This is a genomic window from Kitasatospora sp. NBC_01300 (assembly GCF_041435235.1).
Classification (GTDB): Bacteria; Actinomycetota; Actinomycetes; order Streptomycetales; family Streptomycetaceae; genus Kitasatospora.
This window is the reverse complement of record NZ_CP108408.1, coordinates 1,849,759-1,869,369: the sequence shown is the minus strand read 5'-3', so window position 1 is coordinate 1,869,369 and position 19,611 is coordinate 1,849,759. Positions and strand designations below refer to the sequence as shown.

Below are 19,611 nucleotides of genomic sequence, written 5' to 3'. Positions count from 1 at the left end.
ATCGGGGTGCCGGAGTTACGGTGGCGACCAAATCGGCGTGTGGGGAACTGCGGCACCTGAGGGGGATTGCGATGGCACATCGGCGACTGGAGAGCGGGCTCACGTCGAGCCCGGCGGTGATGTTCGGCGAAGCGCTCCGTTTCGCACGGGAGCAGGCCGGCTACACGCAGGAAGACTTGGGCAGGCTCTTGCACTGCCACCGAACGGTGATCACTCGGTGGGAGGGCGGCAAGAGGCCGATGGACCGGGATACCGTGCAGAGAGCTGACGCCGCACTTGCCATGGGGGGTCTGCTGGTTCGACTGTGGGAGCGGGTGGACTGGCATGCGGACATCGAGCACCCGGACTGGTTCCAGAAGTATGTGGAGCTGGAAGAGGAGGCTGTGGCGATTCGCGTGTTTCAGTACTACCGAATCAACGGCCTGTTGCAGTGCGAGGAGTACGCGTATGCGGTCTTCTCGAACGGAGGTGCCCGAGACAATCCCGAGCTGGTGGCTGAGCGAGTCGCGGCTCGGCTGAGTAGGCAGGACCGATTCCTGGCCTCTGATGGGCCGATGTTGCTCGTGGTTCTCCACGAGAGCGCCATCCGCAGTGTCTATGGCGGCCCCGGTGTGATGCGGAAGCAGATGGAGCATCTTCTCGCTCTGGGTGAGCGGCCGAACATCAGCATTCAGGTGGCGCCGTTCGATCTCCCGAACACGCGGCTTCCTGCTACGTCTGTGTTCCTACTGCAGATGCCGGATGGGAAGGAGTGGGTCTACTCGGAGAGTCTGTATCGAGGACACTTCACTGATGCACCGTCAATCGTCGTTGAGCATCGTGGCGATCTTGACTTTCTGCGTGGCGATGTACTCTCGGTGGGCGACTCTCGTGCACGGATCGCCGACGCGATGGAGAGGTACCGATATGACGAGCAGCGAGCCCAGCGTGACCGGGTGGCGCAAGAGCAGCTACAGCGCGGATCACGGGGGCGAGTGCATCGAGGTGGCCCTCGGATCCCTTCCCGGAGCCGTCCCGGTGCGTGACTCCAAGGACCCGCAGGGCCCGGCCCTCGTTTTTCCGGCGGCGGCCTGGGAAGCCTTCGTGATGGCCGTCCGTGAGGGCGACTTCCCGACGTAAGCCTCCAAGGAGCTGGCGATGGTGACCTGGCGGAAGAGCAGCTACAGCGCGGGCGACGCGGGCGAGTGCATCGAGGTGGCTCTCGCGTGGCGCAAGAGCAGCTACAGCGGGGACGATGGGGGCGAGTGCGTCGAGGTGGCCCTCGGATTCCTTCCCGGCGCGGTCCCGGTGCGTGACTCCAAGGACCCGCACGGGCCGGTGCTCGTCTTCCCGGCCTCGGCCTGGACGTCTTTCCTCTCCTCCGTCCAGGCCGGTGACTTCCCGGAGCGGTGATCCGCTGACGGGGGCGCATCGCCTTCGGCGTGCGCCTGCCGCCGCCCGGAACGCGCCTTCTGACCAGGCGAAACGTGGATCGGCCCCTACGCTGGGTGTCGGCCCGCCAGCCTCGTCGAAGGACCGCGTATGCGCCGCTCCCGTCTCCTGCTGTCCCTGGCCCTGTCCGCCGTGACCGCCTCCGCCCTCGTCGCCGCCGACGCCGCGCCGGACGGGCAGGACGGGTCGATCCCGTCGGTCAGCCTGCCGGTGCTCCGCGACCCGCAGGCCCAGCAGAAGCTCCACCGCATGACGGACCCGGTGCAGGACTGGGTGGAGTCCGGCGACCGGGCGGCGGACGGCTACGCCGGGACCGTGATCGACGCGTCGAACCAGCACGCCGACATCTACTGGAAGGGCGAGGCCCCGGCCGAGGTCCGGGCGCTGCTCGAAGCGAACGCCGGCCCCGGCTACACCGTCGACGTTCACCAAAGCCCTTACTCCCGTGCCGAGATGCGCGCCGCGATCGACCGGTTCACCGCCGCTGTGGCGCCCGAGACGTGGACGTCGATCGGCCCGCAGGAGGACGGCACCGCCATCGCGATCACGTACGTGCCGACGAAGGCGACCCGGCCGACCGGCGGCGCCACGACCGAGCAGGCGTATTCCCGGACGGCCGCCGAGATCGCCGGGATGCCGGTGACGGCCACCGTCGAGGGCATCCCGGCAGCGCTGTCCGGCAGCCGGCACTCCGACAACGCGCCGTACTACGCGGGCGCCGAAGTCAACACGGGCAAGGCCTCGTTCTGCTCGACCGCGTTCAGCGGTTGGAAGGACGGGACGAAGGTGCTGCTGACCGCCGCACACTGCGGCAGCGGCCGGTACTACAACGGCACCAGCGGCTACATCGGCGACCTGTACGCGATCGGCGACGGTTTGGACGTCGGCATGATCGGGATCAACGGCAACGGCGCCGGCCGGTTCTACGACGGCGCCTGGTCGGACAGCGGCGGTTCGTCGCGGCGCACGTACGGGGTCGGACGCAACAACGTGGGGGACCTCGTCTGCCTCAGCGGCGCCCAGTCGGGGTGGAAGTGCGACGTGGAGGTCAAGAAGGTCGATGTCGAGACGACGAACGACGAGGGGACGAAGATCAAGCCGGTGGACGTCGCGGAGTCGAAGGGCGGTGACCGACGGGCGATCGGCGCGAAGGGTGACAGCGGCGGCCCCGCACTCGCCAACCCGTCCGGCGCGAACGGCGACATGGAGGCTCGCGGCGTGATCGTGGCCGGAAGGTCGGCGGTCGGCTGCCCGGCTGGATCGACGGCCCACTCGACGACCTGCTACGCGCAGGTGCTCTACGTGCCGATGACGCCGGTGGTGAGCCAGATGGGCTTCTCGATCTCCTGACGGCGGCGCGGGCAGGGAATCAGGAGTGTCAGTTCCGCGGGTTGAGGCGGCGGGTGGGTTCCGCCGTCGACGGGTCCTCGGGCCAGGGGTGGCGGGGGTAGCGGCCTCTCAGCTCCGCGCGGACGGCGCGGTAGCCGTTGTGCCAGAAGCTCTCCAGATCGCCGGTGACGGCGGCGGGGCGGCCTGCGGGCGACAGCAGGTGGATGGTGAGGGGGACGCGGCCGGCGGCCAGGGCGGGGGCCGCCGTCCAGCCGAAGAGTTCTTGCAACTTGACGGCCAGGAAAGGGCGTTCGGTGCTGTAGTCGACCCGTATCTTCGAGCCGGACGGCACGGTGATGCGCTCGGGGGCCAGCTCGTCCAGGCGGCCCGCCTCGCCGGTGGCCCAGGGGAGCAGACGCTGCAACGCCGCCGTGGTGTTGATGCGGGCGAGGTCGGCGCGGCGGCGGGCGCGGGAGAGTTCGGGCTCCAGCCATTCGTCGGCGCGTTCCAACAGTGCCTCGTCGGAGACGTCCGGCCAGGGGGCGCCGATGGCCGCGTGCAGGAAGGCGAGTCGCTCGCGCAGGCCGGGGGAGGGCCAGGTGAGGAGGGCGGAAACGCCCTCGCGGGCCAGGCCTTCGAGGATGGCGGTGCGGACCAGGGCCCGGTCGGGGCGGCTGAGCGGCTTCTCGGCGAGTTCGATCGCGCCCAGCGACTCGACCCGGCGGGAGACGACCTCGTCGCGGCGGGTGTCCCAGTGGACTTCCTCGCGGGATTCGAGCAGTGAGGCACCGGCGAGCCGGGCGGTGTCCTCGTCCAGTGCCGCCGCGTGCAGGATGCGGGCGGAAGGGGAGCCGGCCGGGCGGTCGGCGGCTGCGATGGCGAGCCACGGCAGTGCGCCGAGGGCGGTGCCGGGCGCGAGTTCGGCCGCCGTCCCGGAGGCCATCAGGTACGGGCTGCGCTCGCCCGGGGCGGGCTTGTCGACCCGGGCGCGGGCGATGCGTTCGGGGAAGGCGAGGGCGACGACGAGGCCGGCGGCGGTCGTGTCGGGCAGGTGAGTGGCGGCTTCGGAGCCGGCGGCGCGCAGGAGGCGGCGGACTTCCTCGCGCCAGCGGCCGGCGTAGGGGTCGCTGGAGGAGCGGACCGTCCGCCAGACCGCGCCGAGGTCGTCGCCGAGGGCGCGCGGCGGTTCCTCGGAGAGCAGCGCGACCACCTCGGCCGCTCGACGGGCGCCGACGGCAGGGGCGCCGTCCACGAGCGCGCGCCCCAGCCGGGGGTGCAGCCCGGTGCGGGCGAGGCGCACGCCGCGCGGGGTGGCCCGGCCGTCGGTGTCGACGGCGCCGAGGGCCTGGAGGGTCTGGCGGGCGGCGGCCATCGCCCCGGCGGGCGGGGCGTCGGGCAGGGCGAGGCCGGTGGCGTCCGGGTCGCCCCAGCAGGCGGCCTGGAGCGCGAACGTGGTGAGGTCGGCGAGGGCGATCTCGGGGGTGGGGAAGCGGGCGGCGAGGGCGTCCTCGGCCTCGTTCCAGCAGCGGTACACGGTGCCGGGGGCCTCGCGGCCCGCACGGCCGGCGCGCTGGCGGGCGGCGGCGAGCGAGGCGCGGACGGTGACCAGGCCGGCCAGGCCCCGGGCGTGGTCGGTGCGCGGCTCGCGGGCGAGCCCGGCGTCGACGACGACGCGGACGCCGGGCACGGTGAGCGAGGACTCGGCGACGGCGGTGGCGAGCACGACGCGGCGGCCGTCCGAGGGGGTGAGGGCGGCGTCCTGGACGGCCTGCGGGGCGCGGCCGTGGAGTTGCAGGACGTCCGCCGCCACGGTGGACAGCTGCCCGGCGACACGGCTGATCTCGCCGACGCCGGGCAGGAAGCAGAGCACGTCGCCCGCCTGCTCGGCGAGCGCCCGCCGGACGGTGGCGGCGACGTGGTCGAGCAGCGCCGGGTCGACCCGGGTGCCGTGGGCGGGCCGGACGGCGCGCGGCGGCGGCGCCCACACCGTCTCGACCGGGTGGGAGACCCCGTGCGCCTCCACCACCGGCGCGCCGCAGAGGAGTTCGGCCCAGGCCGCGGTGTCGGAGGTGGCCGAGGCGCAGACCAGCCGCAGTTCGGGCCGCAGCGCCGCCCGGACGTCGAGGAGGAAGGCGAGCGCGGTGTCGGCGTCCAGGTGCCGTTCGTGGCACTCGTCGAGGACGACCACGTCGACGCCGGGCAACTCCTGGTCGCGCTGGAGCCGTTGCAGCAGCACCCCGGTGGTGACCACCTCGACCACCGTCTCCGGGCCGACGCGACGGTCCCCGCGCACGGTGTAGCCGACCCGCCCGCCGACCGCCTCGCCCAGCAGCCAGGCCATCCGCCGGGCGGCGGCCCGGACGGCGAGCCGGCGTGGTTCGGCGACCAGCACGCGGAGCGTCGGACGCCCGGGATCGAGCAGTCCGGCGAGCGCGAGCGGCACCAGGGTCGTCTTGCCGGTGCCGGGCGGGGCGGCGAGGACGGCGGTGCCGGGCCCGTCCAGCGCGTCGTGCAGTGCGGGCAGGGCGCTGCGGACGGGCAGTTCGCGCCAGGCGGGGTCGAGCGAGGCGGGGTTGAGCGGGGCGGGGTTGAGCGGGGCGGGGTTCGGCAAGGCGTCAGCCCCGCTCGGCGACGAAGATCGCGGTGCCGGGGATCAGCCGCCCGCGCAGCGGGGACCAGCCGCCCCACTCCTGCTCCAGCCCGGCCGGCCACTCGGGCTCGACCAGGTCGGTCAACCGGAAGCCGGCGCCGACGAGTTCGCGGACCCGGTCGCCGATGGTGCGGTGGTGCTCGACGTAGCTGGCGCGGCCGTGCTCGTCCTCCTCGACGTAGGGGGTGCGGTCGAAGTAGGAGGAGGCGGCGGTGAGGCCCTCGACACCGGGCTCGTCGGGGAAGGCCCAGCGGATCGGGTGGGTGACGGAGAACACCCAGCGGCCGCCGGGGCGCAGCACCCGGTGCACCTCGCGCATCAGGGCGGAGGTGTCGGCGCTGAACGGGACGGCGCCGTAGGCGGAGCAGGCGAGGTCGAAGGAGGCGTCGGCGAAGGGCAGGACGGCGGCGTCGGCCTGGACGACGGCGACGGGGGTGGCGCCGCGGCCGAGGTCGATCCGGCGGGAGTGCTGGAGTTGGCGGTGGGAGATGTCCAGGGCGACGGGGCGGGCGCCGCGGCCGGCCAGCCAGCGCGAGCACTGGGCGGCGCCGGCGCCGATCTCCAGCACGTCCTTGTCCGCGACCTCGCCGAGGAGGCGGGCGTCGGCCTCGTCGAGGCCTTCCGGGCACCAGGTGAAGCGGTCGTCGCCGAGGAACTCCCCGTGCTCGTCCTGGTACTCGTCGGCGTTGCGGTCCCACCAGTGCCGGCTGGCCCGGCTGCTCTCCCCGGTGCCGGCCGCGCGCCGTACCGCGTCGTCGCCGTCGCCGTCAAGATCATGCAGGTCGGACTGGGGGGTGGTGGCCACGGTGATAATGCCCATCGCGTAGGGTGTGGAGTGCGGAAGCGCCGCTGCCGAGACCGGGCCCGTCAAGGACCCGATCCTGGCGGTGGCATCCGGGGAAGGGCCCCTTCGGGCGCCACCGCAAGGTGCGCAATCGGAGGATATGGCCTGATCCATACCGGGCTCCACCGTCTTGCCGCTCTTGGCGTTGACCGTGCCTGGCCGTCCCCGTATGCTACAAGTTGCGCTGCGGGCCTGCGCGCCTCAGACGGAGCAGGTCGCGCTCGCATCTGTCGAAGACCCCACGGTCGCAAGACGGACGCCGGATTTCCCGTTTGTGCGGGAATGCCGGTGCGCCGTGTTCTTGGCTGTCCGGCTTTCGGTGGGAGCGATACGGGCCCCCCGCGTGGCATTACCTACGACTTTCATGTCCGTACCGGAGCCCTTTTCCTAATGACGAGCCCCACCGACTCCTCCCTCAGCACCACCCCGCAGGTCGCGGTCAACGACATCGGCGACGCCGAGGCGTTCCTCGCCGCCATCGACGAGACCATCAAGTACTTCAACGATGGCGACATCGTCGAGGGCGTCATCGTGAAGGTCGACCGTGACGAGGTCCTCCTCGACATCGGTTACAAGACCGAGGGCGTCATCCCGTCCCGCGAGCTCTCGATCAAGCACGACGTCGACCCGCACGAGGTCGTCGCCGTCGGTGACAACATCGAGGCCCTGGTTCTCCAGAAGGAGGACAAGGAGGGTCGTCTCATCCTGTCCAAGAAGCGCGCTCAGTACGAGCGTGCCTGGGGCACGATCGAGAAGATCAAGGAAGAGGACGGCATCGTCACCGGTACCGTCATCGAGGTCGTCAAGGGTGGTCTCATCCTCGACATCGGCCTCCGTGGCTTCCTGCCGGCCTCGCTCGTCGAGATGCGCCGCGTCCGCGACCTCCAGCCCTACGTGGGCAAGGAGCTCGAGGCCAAGATCATCGAGCTGGACAAGAACCGCAACAACGTGGTCCTGTCCCGCCGTGCCTGGCTGGAGCAGACCCAGAGCGAGGTCCGCCAGACCTTCCTCACCACCCTGCAGAAGGGCCAGGTGCGCTCCGGCGTCGTCTCCTCGATCGTCAACTTCGGTGCCTTCGTGGACCTGGGTGGCGTCGACGGCCTGGTGCACGTCTCCGAGCTGTCCTGGAAGCACATCGACCACCCGTCCGAGGTTGTCGAGGTCGGCCAGGAGGTCACCGTCGAGGTTCTCGACGTTGACATGGACCGCGAGCGCGTCTCCCTGTCGCTGAAGGCGACCCAGGAGGACCCGTGGCAGCAGTTCGCCCGTACCCACCAGATCGGCCAGGTCGTTCCGGGTAAGGTCACCAAGCTGGTTCCGTTCGGTGCGTTCGTCCGCGTGGACGAGGGCATCGAGGGTCTGGTCCACATCTCCGAGCTGGCCGAGCGCCACGTGGAGATCCCGGAGCAGGTCGTCCAGGTCGGCGACGAGATCTTCGTCAAGGTCATCGACATCGACCTCGAGCGTCGTCGCATCAGCCTGTCGCTCAAGCAGGCCAACGAGGCGCTGGGTGCCAACCCGGCCGAGGTCGAGTTCGACCCGACCCTGTACGGCATGGCTGCCTCGTACGACGACCAGGGCAACTACATCTACCCGGAGGGCTTCGACCCCGAGGCGAACGACTGGCTGGCCGGCTTCGAGAAGCAGCGTGAGGAGTGGGAGCGCCAGTACGCCGAGGCGCAGTCCCGCTTCGAGCAGCACCAGGCCCAGGTCATCAAGAGCCGTGAGGCCGACGCCGAGGCCGCTGCCGAGGGTGGCGACGCCGTCGCCGCCGCTGCCGGTGGCTCCTACTCGTCCAGCAGCGACGAGGGCTCCGGCGCTCTCGCCTCGGACGAGGCCCTGGCGGCCCTGCGCGAGAAGCTGGCGGGCGGCCAGAGCTGAAGCTCTGACCCGCTGCCAGTACCTGGCGCATAGCTGAACGGTGGGCCCCACCCGGAGAAATCCGGGTGGGGCCCATTTCGTTTTCCGCCTTTGGCCGGGGTTTTTTGCTTCACGTTCTTTCGTATTTCGCCTTCACTTATTTGTGGTTTATGTGAAGGAATTTTGTGAGATGTGGCTCATTGTCCGTCTATAGGTCGAACACCGGGTTGCACCTACATTGAGGGGAGCTGCCCGAAAGGCCTCCTTCATGCGCAACGCTCCCACCGCTGCCGGCGACCTCGCGGTCCCCGGGCGGCTCGCCGCCCTCGGCCGGTTCTGCTTCCGCCACCGCCGCTGGGTGCTCGGCCTCTGGGCCGTCGTCCTGGTCGTGGGCGTGCTGATCGGCGGCCGGGTCTTCGAAGGAACGGTGGCCGGCGCCTCCTCCGCCACCGCCGAAGCCGACCGGGGCAGCGCGGTGGTCGCCGCGACCGACCCGGCCCGCGGCACCGTCACCGCCGTCGTGGACGGGAAGCCGGTCGACGACCCGGCCGTACGGGCCGCCGTCACCAAGGCCACCGCCGACCTCGCCGCCCTCCCCGGCGTCTCCTCCGCGCTCGACGCCTACGGCACCGGCCCGGCGCCCGCCGCACTGCGCTCCGCCGACGGCACCGCGAGCCTGGTCACCGTACGGATGGCCGACACCAGCACCTCCGCCCAGGCCGACGCCGTCACCCATCGCCTCGCCGCCCTGAACGGCGAGGCCGGCACCCACGTCACCGTCGGCGGGGACCTGGTGCTCCAGGACGAGGTCAAGAAGCAGACCGAACAGGACACCCGCTTCGGCGAGATGGTGACCCTGCCGCTCACCCTGGTCGTCATGGTGCTGGTCTTCGGCGGCCTCGCCGCGGCCAGCCTGCCGGTGATCGGCGCGGTCGCCTCGGTGGGCGGCGCACTGCTGGCCATGTTCGGTTTCAGCCGGATCATGGACATCGACACCAGCGTGCTGCCGATCGCCACCGTGCTCGGGCTCGGACTCTCGATCGACTACGCGCTGCTCATGGTGAACCGTTTCCGGGAGGAGCGCGGGCACGGCGCGGGCATCGCCGCCGCCGTCGAACGCACCGCCGCGACCGCCGGGCGCACCGTCGCCTTCTCCGGCCTCACCGTCGCCGTCGCGCTCTCCGGCCTGTTCGTCTTCACCAGCCCGGTGCTCGGCGCGGTCGCCGCCGCCGGGGTGAGCGTGGTGGTGATCGCGGTCGCCGCCGCGCTGACCCTGATCCCCGCGCTGCTCGGCTTCGCCGGCTCCCGGATCAAGGCGCCCGCCGCGCCCGTCCCCGACGAGGGCTTCTTCAGCCGGACCGTCCGCCGGGTCGGCAAGCGCGCGGTGCCGGTCGCGCTCGCCTGCGTCGCCCTGCTGATGGCCGCCGGCGCGCCCTTCCTGCACGCCGACATGCGCAACTCCGGCGCCGCCGTGCTGCCCGCCTCCTCGGCCGGGCGGCAGGTCGCCGACGCCGTCGACCAGCGCTTCCCGCAGGCCGCGGCCGCGCCGATCACCGTCGTCGTCGAGGGCGGTGCGCCCGTCGCCCAGGCGTACGCGGACGACGTCGTCGCCAAGCTGCCCGGGGTCGCCGGGGTGCGGGCGGTGAGCCCGGTGAGCGACTCGGTGTCCACCGTCGACGTGCTCGTCCACGGCGACCCGCAGGGCCACCAGGCCAAGCAGGTCGTCCAGGAACTGCGGGACGACCGCGGTGGGCTGAAGACCTACGTCACCGGCGGCGCGGCCTCGGTCGTCGACTTCAAGGACGAGCTGATGTCGCGGGGCCCCTGGGCGCTCGGGCTGGTCGCGGTCGGCACGCTGGTGCTGCTCTTCCTGATGACCGGCTCGGTGGTGATGCCGGTCAAGGCGCTGCTGATGAACCTGCTGTCGCTGGGCGCCTCGCTCGGCGCGCTCACCCTGGTGTTCCAGGACGGCTACTTCAGCGGGCTGCTCGGCTTCAGTCCCACCGGCGGGCTGGAGACCTTCATCCCGGTGCTGGTCTTCGCCTTCGCCTTCGGGCTGTCCATGGACTACGAGGTGTTCCTGCTCGCCCGGATCAAGGAACTGCGGGACAAGGGGCACAGCTGCACCCGGGCGGTGGAGCTCGGGGTCCAGCGCAGCGGCCGGATCATCACCTCGGCGGCGCTGCTGATGGTGATCGTGTTCGCCGGGTTCGCCCTCGGGGACATGCTCATGGTCAAGCAGATGGGCATCGCGCTGGCCGTCGCCGTCGCGGTGGACGCCACCCTGGTGCGCTGCCTGCTGGTGCCCGCCGCGATGAGCCTGTTCGGCGAGTTCAACTGGTGGGCGCCCGCCCCGCTGCGGCGCCTGCACCGGCGCTTCGGGCTGAGCGAGCACGTCGAACTGCCGACCGTCGGCGGGGCGACCGTCGGCGCGACGGCCGCCGTCGGCGAGGCGGCCGTCCCGGCCCCGCGGCCGGAGGCCCGGGACCTGGTGGGGTCAGCGCAGTCGCCGCAGTAGGTCGACGCCCGCCCTCAGGGTCAGCCGCTCCTCGGGGGTGAGGCGGGCCTCGATGGCGGTGGCGATCCGCTGCTCCCGGCGGGCGCGCTGCTCCAGCAGGGCGGCGCGGCCCGCTCCGGTCGCGGTGACGAGCAGTTTCCGGCCGTCGGTCGGGTGGGGCTGCTGGGTGACGAGCCCGGCCTCGGTCAGCAGGGCGACGGTGCGGGCCATCGACTGGTGGCGCACGCGCTGGTGCTCGGCGAGTTCGGCGACGGTGCAGGCGCGTTCGTCGCGGACGAGGAGGCCGAGGACGCCGGCCTGGTTCTGCGGCAGCTCGTCGTCCGGGCGCAGGGCGCGGACCAGGTCGCCGATGGCGGCGCGCAGCTCGGCTGCGAGTTCGAGGGTTTCGGGAGCCGGACTGTTCATGGGAGAAGAGTACCGGGAACCTCCGCAGCAAAACTGTACAGTCCTGCTGTATGGTCGGTCGCATGAGGATCACCAAGTTCGGACACGCCTGCGTACGCCTGGAGCACGACGGGACAACCGTCGTCGTCGACCCCGGGGCGTTCACCGACCTCGCCGCGCTGACCGGGGCCGACGCCGTCCTGATCACCCACGAGCACATGGACCACTTCGAGGAGGCCCGGCTGCGCGCCGCCCTGGAGGCCGACCCGGCCCTTCGGGTGTGGACCAACAGCGAGGTGGCCGCCCAACTGGACGGCGTGGCGCAGCGCGTCGCCGTGGTCGGCGAGGGCGACGCCTTCGAGGTCGGCGGGGTCGGGGTGAGCGTGCACGGCGAGTGGCACGCGGTCATCCACCGGGACATCCCGCAGGTGAAGAACATCGGCTTCCTCTTCGACGGCCGGCTGTTCCACCCCGGCGACGCGTTCACCGTGCCGCCGCACTCGGTGGACACCCTGCTGCTGCCGCTCGCGGCGCCGTGGAGCAAGGCCGGCGAGGTCGTCGACTACGTCCGGGAGGCGGCCCCGCGGGTGGCGGTGCCGGTGCACGAGGCGACGCTCAGCCCGGTCGGGCAGATGATCGCCACCCGGCTGCTCGGGCCGGACGGGCCGGGCACCGGTGCGGAGCTGACCGTGCTCGGGGAGGGCGAGAGCCTGGAGCTGGGCTGACGGTACAGGGGCCGGGGCCGGTCGCGCGATGGCCGGCCGCTGGTCCCGGCGGTCCGGGCGCCGGTAGCCTGACGCCATGCTGAAGATCGGACTGACGGGTGGCATCGGCGCCGGCAAGAGCGAGGTGTCCCGGCTCTTCGCCGCCCACGGCGCGGTGATCGTGGACTCCGACGTGATCGCCCGCGAGGTGGTCGCGCCCGGGACGGACGGTCTGGCGGCCGTGGCCGCCGAGTTCGGGCCGCAGGTGCTGCGCGCGGACGGCGCGCTCGACCGCCCGGCCCTCGGCGCGATCGTGTTCGCCGACCCGGCGCGGCTCCAGGCACTGAACGCGATCGTCCACCCGCTGGTGCGCGCCCGGTCCGCCGAACTGGAGGCCGCGGCCGCGCCGGACGCGGTGGTGGTGCACGACGTGCCGCTGCTCGCGGAGAACGGCCTCGCCCCCCTGTACGACCTGGTCGTGGTGGTCGACGCGGCCGACGACGTGCGGGTCGAGCGGCTGGTGCGGCTGCGCGGGATGGCCGAGGACGAGGCCCGGGCCCGGATGGCCGCGCAGGCCTCGCGGGCGGACCGGCTGGCGATCGCCGACGTGGTGATCGACAACGGCGGGCCGCTGGAGGCGCTCGCGGCGCGGGTCGACGAGGTGTGGGCGGAGCTGGTGAAGCGCGCCGCCGCTGCCTGAGGTTCAGGCGGCGGTCAGCGGCAGACGGGCCCGGACGGCGAAGCCGCCCTCGGTGGTGGGGCCGGCGTGCAGGGTGCCGCCGAGGTCGTCGGCGCGGGTGCGCATGCCGTCCAGGCCGTGGCCGCCGGAGGGCAGCCGGGGCCCGTCCGGATCCCCCGCCGCGGCGGGGGAGTTGACGATGTCCAGGCGCAGCCCGTCCGGGTGGACCTCGACGGTGACGGCGACCTCGGCGGCCGGGGCGTGCTTGTGGGCGTTGGTCAGGGCCTCCTGGACGATCCGGTAGGTGGCGTACTGCACGGCCGGTCCGGGGGCGGGCAGTCCTTCGGCGGGGCCCGTGAGGGTGAGGTCGACGGCGAGTCCCGCCTGGCGGGACTCCTCGACCAGGGCGGGCAGACCGTGCAGTGAGGGGCCCTGGTCGGAGGCCGGGGTGAGGACGCCGAGCAGGCCGCGCAGCTCGGTGAGGGCCTGGAGGCCGAGGGCGCGGATCAGGCCGAGGGTCTCCCGGACGGCGGCCGGGTCGCCGGCGGCCGCGACCTGGCAGGCGCCGGCGTGCAGCGTGATGAGGGAGACGCGGTTGGAGACCACGTCGTGCATCTCCCGGGCGAGCCGGGCGCGTTCGGCGGCGGCGGCGCGCTCCTCGGCGTACCGGCGGGCCGCCTCCAGCAGTCGGTTGCGTTCGGCGAGCGCGGCGACGGCGCGGGCGCGCTGGTGGGCGGTGAGGCCGAGTGCGAGCGGGACGACGCAGAAGACCAGTGGGTCCTCGGCCAGATTGGCGAGGGCGGAGAGGCTGCTGACGTCCCCCAGGTCCATGGGGACGAGCAGCCGCACCCCGGCCAGCGCGGCCAGGACGGCCAGCACCCGGGTGGCGCCGCGCCGCGTGGCCAGCCCGTAGAGGGCGACGGCGACCGGGAGTTGGCCGCCCAGCAGGGTGACGGCGGCGACGGCCGCCGGGTAGCGCAGGCGGACGGCGAGGGCGAGCGCGCCGGCCGCCACCAGGCCCGCGTTGACCGGGGCCGAGGTGGTCGGCCCGATGTCGGGGTCGCCCGCGGCGAGCGGGACGAGCACCAGCAGCACCAGGACGGTCGGCCCGAGCGCGACGACCGGGCCGGGCAGGCGCAGCGGCGGGCCCGGCAGCGGTACCGCGGCGAGGGCGGAGTCCAACTGGTCGGCGGGGTGGGCCTGGTGGGCGGTGTGGGGCTGGTGGTCGGCGTCGGCTCGGTGGTCGGCGTCGGACTGGTCGGTGGACGGGTGGTGCTGGTGACGGGTGGGGTCCAACCGGCCGGTGGGGCGCCGGAGTCGGGGCCGCTGCTGGGTGGGCTGGCGCATGGGGGCATGCTCGCACACCCCGTCCGGCCCGGGGTGGCGAGCGGGCCGCAGTGGCCGGGAACAGCCTGGAATTCGCCTTCCCGGGAAGGGATCATGGTCGGATGGATGATCGTTTCTCTCCCGAGCCGCCGGCCGTCGTCCGGCTGCCCCAGTACACCCGCGCCGACCACGAGGAGATCCTCGGCCCCGCCGACGACCCGTACGGCATCGCCCACGTCGGACTGAGCTGGCTGCCCAAGGACATCCACTTCGGCATCCGGGCCGCCGACGGCCGGCTCGTCGCGCACACCGGCCTGGTGCCGATCCCGCTCACCGTCGGCGGCACCGACCTGGAGGCGATCGGCGTCGGCGGCGTCGCCGTCGCCCCCGACCGGCGCGGCACCGGCCTCGCGCAGGCCGTGGTCCGGGCCGCTCTCGGCCACGCCCGCACCCTCGGCCACCGCCGCGCGCTGCTGTTCTGCCACCCGCCGCTGGCCGTGCTCTACCGGCGGCTCGGATTCCGCGAGGTCGCGGAGGAGGTGACGGTGGAGCAGCCCGAGGGGCGGCTCGCGGTGATGCCGCTGCGCACCATGTGGGCGTCGCTGGCGGAGGGCGCCGGGTGGCCGGAGGGGCCGGTGCGGTTGCGCTCGCTGCCGATGTGACGTGGCCCGGGGCGGGTGCGTGGGGGCGGGGTCACTCCGGCCAGGCGGAGTTCTCGATCACGGTGACGAAGTCGGTCCGCTCGAAGTCCGGGTCGAAGTGGGCGAGGACGTCCGCCTTGACGTTGCCGAAGGCGGTCTCCGGCTTGGGCGCGACGCCGTCGTGGAAGGCGCGCAGGATGCCGCGCTTGAAGTCCGGGCGCGGATGGGCCGCGACTACCGCGTCCCGGTCGGCGGCGGCGAGGTCCGCGTACCCGATGCCGAGCACGTCCAGCTCCACCCCGGCGGTGGTCAGCGCGATCTCCGGCTCCAGGAACTCCGGGATGCCGGGCGTGGTGTGCAGGGCGATCGCCTCCCACACCAGGCGCACCCGCCGCTCGTCCACCCCGTGCCCGCGCAGGAACGCGGCGGCGGCCTCGGCGCCGTCCACCTCGAAGCGCCGACCGGAGGCGTGGTGCTCGGGGCCCAGGCCGAGATCGTGGAACATCGCGGCCAGGTAGAGGAGTTCGGGATCGAAGTCGAGCCCCCGGCGGCGGCCCTGGAGGGCGCCGAACAGGTGGACCCGGCGGGAGTGGTGGTACAGCAGCTCGGTGGTGGCGTCCCGGACCAGCTCGGTGGCCTCGGTGGCGAGGCGGCTGTCGGGGATCCGGACTCCGGCGATCTCGGTGGCGTTCATGCGGTGGCCTCCAGGGTGGTGGTGCTCGGGTCGGTGCCCGGGTCAGTGCCCGGGGCGGTGGCGGGCGGTACGGCGGCGGTTCGGCCGGCAGGGGTCGGCGAGCCCGCCGCGTGGGCGACGGCGGCGCCGGCCAGCGCGCGGATCATGGCGTGCGCCCGGGTGCCGTCGCCGGACAGCTCCGGCTGGAACAGCGAGGCGAGGAAGAACGGGTGGTCCGGCAGTTCCAGGACGCGCACCTCGCCCGCGCCGTCCGCGCCGCTGAACCGCAGCCCGTGCGCGCGCAGTCGGTCCAGGTAGGCGGCGTTGAGGCCGTACGCGCAGTGGTAGCGCTCCAGGGTGCGGGTGGCGCCGAGGACGCGCTCGGCGAGCGTGCCGGGGGTGATCGCGACCGCCCCCTCGTGGCCGACCAGGGAGCAGGCCAGCGGCACGATCACCTGCTCGTCCCGCTCCGGGTGCTCCTCGCCGTGGACGGCCCCGCCGAGGCCGCAGACGTTGCGGGCGTACTCCAGCACCGCGTGCTGGAACCCGGCGCAGGTGCCGAGGAAGGGGATGCCGCGCTCGCGGGCCGTCCGGACGGCGGCCAGCGCACCCGCCTCGCTGCGGTAGGGGCTGCCGGGGAGCAGCCAGATCGCGTCGAAGCCGTCCAGGGCGCCGGGCGCCCCGGCGTCCTCGGTGGGGATCCAGTAGGCGTCCAGGACGAGCTGCTCGCGCTCGGCGAGGGCGTCGAGCAGCCCGGGGATGCGGGCGTGCGAGCGGACGGCGGGGGAGCGGTCGCCGACCAGGGCGATCCGCGGGGTGAGGTAGGTCATGGGACTATCCTGACCCCGCACCCGAGATCAGCGCCAACGATGATTTCTTACCCCTCGATCAGAAGAGTTGATGACTGCCGTGGATCCGCAGCAGCTGCGCACCTTCGTCACCGTCACCCGCCTCGGCTCCTTCTCCGAGGCCGCGCGGGAACTCGGCTACACCCAGTCCGCGGTCTCCCAGCAGATCGCCGCCCTGGAGGCCGACCTCGGGACCGGCCTGCTCAGCCGCCGCCCGGTCGGCCCGACCGAGGCCGGCCTGCGGCTGCTGGAGCACGCGGCGCCCCTGCTGGTCCGGCTGGAGGCGGCGCGCGCCGACGTCGCACGCCTGGCCGGTGCCCCGAGCGCCCGACTGGTGCTCGGCGCCACCCCGCTGGCGGTCGGAGTGACTCTGGGGCGCGCACTCGGCGAGGTGCGCCGGGCCCACCCGGCGGCCGACCTCGTCGTCCGGGTCCTCGCCCAGGACGCGCTGCCCGCCCAAGTCGCCACCGGTGAGGTCGACCTCGCCCTGATCGACGGCCTCGCCGCCCCCAGCGACCCGCTGCCGCTGCCCGACGTCGGCCCGCTCGGCACCGTCGCCGTCGACGAGCAGCCCGTCGCCGTCGCCCTCCCGGCCGGCCACCCCCTCGCGGGCCGCACCGGCGTCGCGCTCGCCGACCTCTCCGCCGCCCGCTGGCTCGACGCCCCCGACCTCACCCCGACCGCCGCCCGGCTGCGCGCCGCCGCCGGCGTCGACGGCTTCCGCCCCGCCACCCGCTACCGGGGCACCGACGTGCACGGGCTGCTCGCCCTGGTCGCCACCGGGCACGGGCTCAGCCTGCTCCCGGCGTCCGTCCTCGCCGGGGCGCCCGGCGTCGCGTCCGCGCCGATCGCCGCCCCGCGGCTGGTGCACCGCACCGAACTGGTGCACGGCAGCCTGCCGGAGGGGCCGGCCGCGCTGCTGGCGCGGCTGCTGTCGGGCACGCCCTGAGCCCGCTCCCCGGACCGCGCCGGGCGGCCGCGGCGTTGTGGAGGAGCGATCACCAGGCGTTCACGTCCTGGGACTGACGGTGGTCGCTCCGGTGGTGCTGTCATGAGCACAGTCGCCCGGCGCGAGGCCGGGCAGGACCCGGGAGATCCCCCACATGATGCTCCGTCAGCGTCTCACCGTCGTCGCCGCGGCGGCCGCCCTCGCCGCCGCCGGGCTCGCGGCCGGCACCGCGCAGGCCGCCCCCGCCAAGGGCTCGCCCGTCAAGATCCGTCCGCTCGCGGCGAGTTGTTCGCAGGCCTACCTGCCGCTGCCCGACCCGTCCTGCACGCCGGGCGCCTACAACCCGGACGTCACCCAGGCCACCATCGGCCAGACCATCTGCGTCTCCGGCTGGACCTCCACCGTCCGCCCGCCGACCAGCTACACCAACGCGCTGAAGGCGCAGCAGATCGCGCAGTACGGCTACGCGGACACCAACCTGTCCGACTACGAGGAGGACCACTTCGTCCCGCTGGAGCTCGGCGGCGCCCCGCGCGACCCGCGCAACCTCTGGCCCGAGCCCCGCTACGGCAGCCAGACCGCGACCGGCAAGGACGGCGTCGAGACCAAGCTGAAGAACGCGGTCTGCAAGGGCAAGGTCGGTCTCGACGACGCCCGCAGCGCCATCGTGACCGACTGGACCACCGCGCTCAGCAGCCTCGGCCTCTGACTCCCTGCTCCCGTGCTGGTGCGGCGGTCGGTCCGTCCGGTCCCCTGTGCCGGACGGGCCGACCTGCCGGCCGCCCCGGGCACCGCTTCGGCGGTGCGCGGGGCCGTCTGTGGTGGTTCTGTGGGGATGGTCGCGGCGTGGCGCCCGGTCAGCGGCCCGAGTGGGCCTAGTAGGCCGGGCAGGCCGGGCCCGCGGTCGTCCCGGGCCGTGTGTGCGCGGAGCCGTCCGCCCGTTCCCGTTCCCGCTGCCCGGTCGCCTCGCGGATGCGGGCACTCGGCATGGCTGTTCCCTTCCCCCGTACGTCCTGCCGCCCGGCCGCCGGCCCGCTGCGCCCCTCTGTTCCGAGGGGCGGTCGGGGTCGGCTGCGTCGACGGCGGTCGAAACTTATGCCACCGGGCCGCCGGGAGCAAAGCGGGATACCGGCGGGTAGGCCGCTCTCCCCGGCCGCTGCGGGGGTGTTGGTGGTGAAGGTGTGTGCGGGCGTGTCGGAAGGTATGGCGGGCCTTCGGCGGCCGACCGGCCGGCGGGACGGCGCGCGGCCGCGGATTCCCCCTGTCGGGCGGGGGTTCGCCGGTCGGCCGAAGCCCCGGCCCGCCCGCCCGTGCGGGCCCGCGGCCGGTCGCGGCGGACGGCCGATGCCAAGGATTTCCCCCGACCGGATCCGCCGCCCTCCGCCCGGGCGTCCGGCCCCGGCCCGGCATGCTCCTGGCCCCGGCCCGGCATGCTCCTGGCCCCGGACCGGTGGCGGATCAGGCGTGGGTGCCGGGGACGCCGAGCTGCTGGGCGAGCCAGGGGAGGGCCTGGGCGAAGCTGGCGGCGCCGGTCTGCCAGGTGTGCTTGCCGGAGCCGACGGCGGTGGTGGTGCGGATGCCGTCCTTCCGGGCGGCGTCGTTGAGGGCCCTGGCGGACTCGATCTGGCCGTGCTCCTCGTCGCCCTGCCCGAAGTAGCCGGAGACGCCCTGGTACTTGGGGTGGTGGGCGAGGACGGTCAGCGGGTCGTGGGCGGCCCAGGCGGCCGCGTCGCCGCCGTACAGCTCCTGGACGGTGTGGTCCTTGTCGCCGGTGGAGGGGCCCTTGTCGCCGGAGAAGTCGCCGAAGTGGGTGAAGACCTCGGGGTGTTCGACGGTGAGGTCGACGGCGCAGGTGCCGCCCATGGACCAGCCGGCCACGCCCCACCGGTGCGGGTCGGTGGCGGCGTTGAAGGTCTTCTGGACGAACGGCGGGACGTCCTTGAGCAGATGGCTCTCCGAGTTGCCGTGCGGGCCGTCGACGCACTCGGTGTCGATCCGGAAGCCGCCGGTCGCGTCGACGAAGACGAGGATCGGCGCGAAGCCGTTGTGCCTGGCGGCGAAGTCGTCCGCGGTCTTCACGGCGTTGCCGGAGCGGATCCAGTTGTCGGGCGCGGCGAACTCGCCGCCGATCAGCTCCAGCGCCGGCAGCTTCGGCCGGTTCTGGCTGCGGAACCACGCGGGCGGCAGGTAGACGAGCTCCTGGCGGTGGGTGAAGCCGCTGGCCGTGCTCGGGATGTCCACCTGGACGATGCGGCCGGTCTTCGTCTTCCCGTGCAGGGAGCCGAGTTCGGCGAGCGTGATCTGCTCCGGCAGCGGCTGCCCGCCCAGTTCGCCGATCGCGTCGTCGAGGGTCGGGTAGTAGCCGGTGGCGATGTTCACGCTGTTGGCGGCGCAGAACAGGGCGAGCAGCGCGGCCGGCGGCGCGAGCGCCCGGCGCCACCAGCGGGCGCCGCGCCAGCCGAACCCGAGCGCGCTGACCGCCGCGACCGCGACCCCGCCCCACAGCCACACCCCGAACGGGATCGGATCGGTGATCCCGGCGAGGGTGAGCACCCCGACGGCGGCGAGGGCGGTGAGCAGCAGCGCCGTCCCGAGGGCGATCGGGCCCCACTTCAGCCGCCAGGCCCGGTCCCGCCAGCCGAGGGCGGCCAGGAACAGGGCGAGGGCCACGGCCTGGACGGCCCAGGGGAACCAGCCGCCGAGCAGGGAGACGTTCATCTGGCGGAGGCTAGGGGTGCCGGATGAGAAGTCGATGAGAGGCCGGCAGGTCGCTGG

The 19,611-nt window shown here is 73.6% G+C and carries 18 protein-coding genes; 11 read left to right on the top strand and 7 right to left on the bottom strand.

Translation table 11 applies throughout. From position 1 onward, the window contains the following. Positions 1-20: 20 nt before the first annotated feature. From OG556_RS08275 to OG556_RS08260, 4 genes are all read left to right on the top strand, one after another. Positions 21-1,025: a Scr1 family TA system antitoxin-like transcriptional regulator gene (locus OG556_RS08275; protein ID WP_371516555.1), complete on the top strand. Its 1,005-nt coding sequence runs from the start codon at positions 21-23 to the stop codon at positions 1,023-1,025. After that, complete coding sequence (locus OG556_RS08270; protein WP_371516554.1) at positions 985-1,119, top strand: DUF397 domain-containing protein; 135 nt, start codon at positions 985-987, stop codon at positions 1,117-1,119. The genes OG556_RS08275 and OG556_RS08270 overlap by 41 nt, the downstream gene beginning before the upstream one ends. 18 nt (positions 1,120-1,137) lie before the next feature. Beyond that, positions 1,138-1,392, top strand: a complete 255-nt coding sequence (locus tag OG556_RS08265) for a DUF397 domain-containing protein (protein WP_371516553.1) — start codon at positions 1,138-1,140, stop codon at positions 1,390-1,392. Positions 1,393-1,521: 129 nt separating this feature from the next. Next, positions 1,522-2,781 carry a hypothetical protein gene (locus OG556_RS08260; protein ID WP_371516552.1) on the top strand — a complete coding sequence of 420 codons (1,260 nt, stop codon included), beginning with the start codon at positions 1,522-1,524 and terminating at the stop codon, positions 2,779-2,781. A 28-nt stretch (positions 2,782-2,809) separates the two neighbouring features. Here OG556_RS08260 and hrpB read toward each other — a convergent pair whose 3' ends face one another. Together hrpB and OG556_RS08250 are read right to left on the bottom strand one after the other, a co-directional pair. Further along, a complete protein-coding gene (hrpB, locus tag OG556_RS08255) occupies positions 2,810-5,302 on the bottom strand; it encodes an ATP-dependent helicase HrpB (protein WP_371522617.1) in 2,493 nt (830 codons plus the stop codon). Positions 5,303-5,375: 73 nt separating this feature from the next. Then, positions 5,376-6,230 (bottom strand): class I SAM-dependent methyltransferase, encoded by an 855-nt coding sequence (locus tag OG556_RS08250; protein ID WP_371516551.1) that lies wholly within the window; start codon positions 6,228-6,230, stop codon positions 5,376-5,378. A 414-nt stretch (positions 6,231-6,644) separates the two neighbouring features. Between OG556_RS08250 and rpsA the strand changes: the two genes are divergently transcribed. Together rpsA and OG556_RS08240 are read left to right on the top strand one after the other, a co-directional pair. Beyond that, positions 6,645-8,135 carry a 30S ribosomal protein S1 gene (gene rpsA, locus OG556_RS08245; RefSeq protein ID WP_063347134.1) on the top strand — a complete coding sequence of 497 codons (1,491 nt, stop codon included), beginning with the start codon at positions 6,645-6,647 and terminating at the stop codon, positions 8,133-8,135. A 247-nt stretch (positions 8,136-8,382) separates the two neighbouring features. Beyond that, positions 8,383-10,632 (top strand): MMPL family transporter, encoded by a 2,250-nt coding sequence (locus OG556_RS08240; protein WP_371516550.1) that lies wholly within the window; start codon positions 8,383-8,385, stop codon positions 10,630-10,632. Here the strand turns inward: OG556_RS08240 and OG556_RS08235 are convergent. Next, on the bottom strand, positions 10,612-11,037 hold the full coding sequence (locus OG556_RS08235) for a MarR family winged helix-turn-helix transcriptional regulator (protein WP_371516549.1): 426 nt from the start codon (positions 11,035-11,037) through the stop codon (positions 10,612-10,614). The genes OG556_RS08240 and OG556_RS08235 overlap by 21 nt on opposite strands. Before the next feature lie 62 nt (positions 11,038-11,099). On the opposite strand from OG556_RS08235, the gene OG556_RS08230 reads away from it, so the two are divergent. Together OG556_RS08230 and coaE are read left to right on the top strand one after the other, a co-directional pair. Then, the gene (locus OG556_RS08230; protein ID WP_371516548.1) at positions 11,100-11,741 is read left to right on the top strand and encodes an MBL fold metallo-hydrolase; all 642 of its coding nucleotides are present in this window, start codon (positions 11,100-11,102) and stop codon (positions 11,739-11,741) included. Between the two features lie 76 nt (positions 11,742-11,817). Continuing rightward, entirely contained in the window at positions 11,818-12,420 is a 603-nt protein-coding gene (coaE, locus tag OG556_RS08225; protein ID WP_371516547.1) for a dephospho-CoA kinase, read from the top strand. Positions 12,421-12,423: 3 nt separating this feature from the next. Here the strand turns inward: coaE and OG556_RS08220 are convergent, their stop codons facing one another. After that, positions 12,424-13,746, bottom strand: coding sequence for a sensor histidine kinase (locus tag OG556_RS08220; RefSeq protein WP_371516546.1), 1,323 nt, complete (start codon positions 13,744-13,746; stop codon positions 12,424-12,426). A gap of 101 nt (positions 13,747-13,847) precedes the next feature. Here OG556_RS08220 and OG556_RS08215 point away from each other — a divergent pair, with 101 nt between their 5' ends. After that, positions 13,848-14,387 carry a GNAT family N-acetyltransferase gene (locus tag OG556_RS08215; RefSeq protein ID WP_371516545.1) on the top strand — a complete coding sequence of 180 codons (540 nt, stop codon included), beginning with the start codon at positions 13,848-13,850 and terminating at the stop codon, positions 14,385-14,387. A 31-nt stretch (positions 14,388-14,418) separates the two neighbouring features. Here the strand turns inward: OG556_RS08215 and OG556_RS08210 are convergent, their stop codons facing one another. Both OG556_RS08210 and OG556_RS08205 read right to left on the bottom strand, forming a co-directional pair. After that, the gene (locus tag OG556_RS08210) at positions 14,419-15,060 is read right to left on the bottom strand and encodes an HD domain-containing protein (protein WP_371516544.1); all 642 of its coding nucleotides are present in this window, start codon (positions 15,058-15,060) and stop codon (positions 14,419-14,421) included. Next, positions 15,057-15,869, bottom strand: coding sequence for a hypothetical protein (locus tag OG556_RS08205; protein ID WP_371516543.1), 813 nt, complete (start codon positions 15,867-15,869; stop codon positions 15,057-15,059). Before OG556_RS08205 ends, OG556_RS08210 begins: the two co-directional genes overlap by 4 nt. 70 nt (positions 15,870-15,939) lie before the next feature. Between OG556_RS08205 and OG556_RS08200 the strand changes: the two genes are divergently transcribed. Together OG556_RS08200 and OG556_RS08195 are read left to right on the top strand one after the other, a co-directional pair. Continuing rightward, the gene (locus OG556_RS08200) at positions 15,940-16,836 is read left to right on the top strand and encodes a LysR family transcriptional regulator (protein WP_371516542.1); all 897 of its coding nucleotides are present in this window, start codon (positions 15,940-15,942) and stop codon (positions 16,834-16,836) included. Between the two features lie 154 nt (positions 16,837-16,990). Then, the gene (locus OG556_RS08195) at positions 16,991-17,545 is read left to right on the top strand and encodes a hypothetical protein (protein WP_371516541.1); all 555 of its coding nucleotides are present in this window, start codon (positions 16,991-16,993) and stop codon (positions 17,543-17,545) included. Between the two features lie 749 nt (positions 17,546-18,294). Here OG556_RS08195 and OG556_RS08190 read toward each other — a convergent pair. Beyond that, positions 18,295-19,554, bottom strand: coding sequence for an alpha/beta hydrolase (locus OG556_RS08190; protein WP_371516540.1), 1,260 nt, complete (start codon positions 19,552-19,554; stop codon positions 18,295-18,297). Positions 19,555-19,611 lie beyond the last annotated feature (57 nt).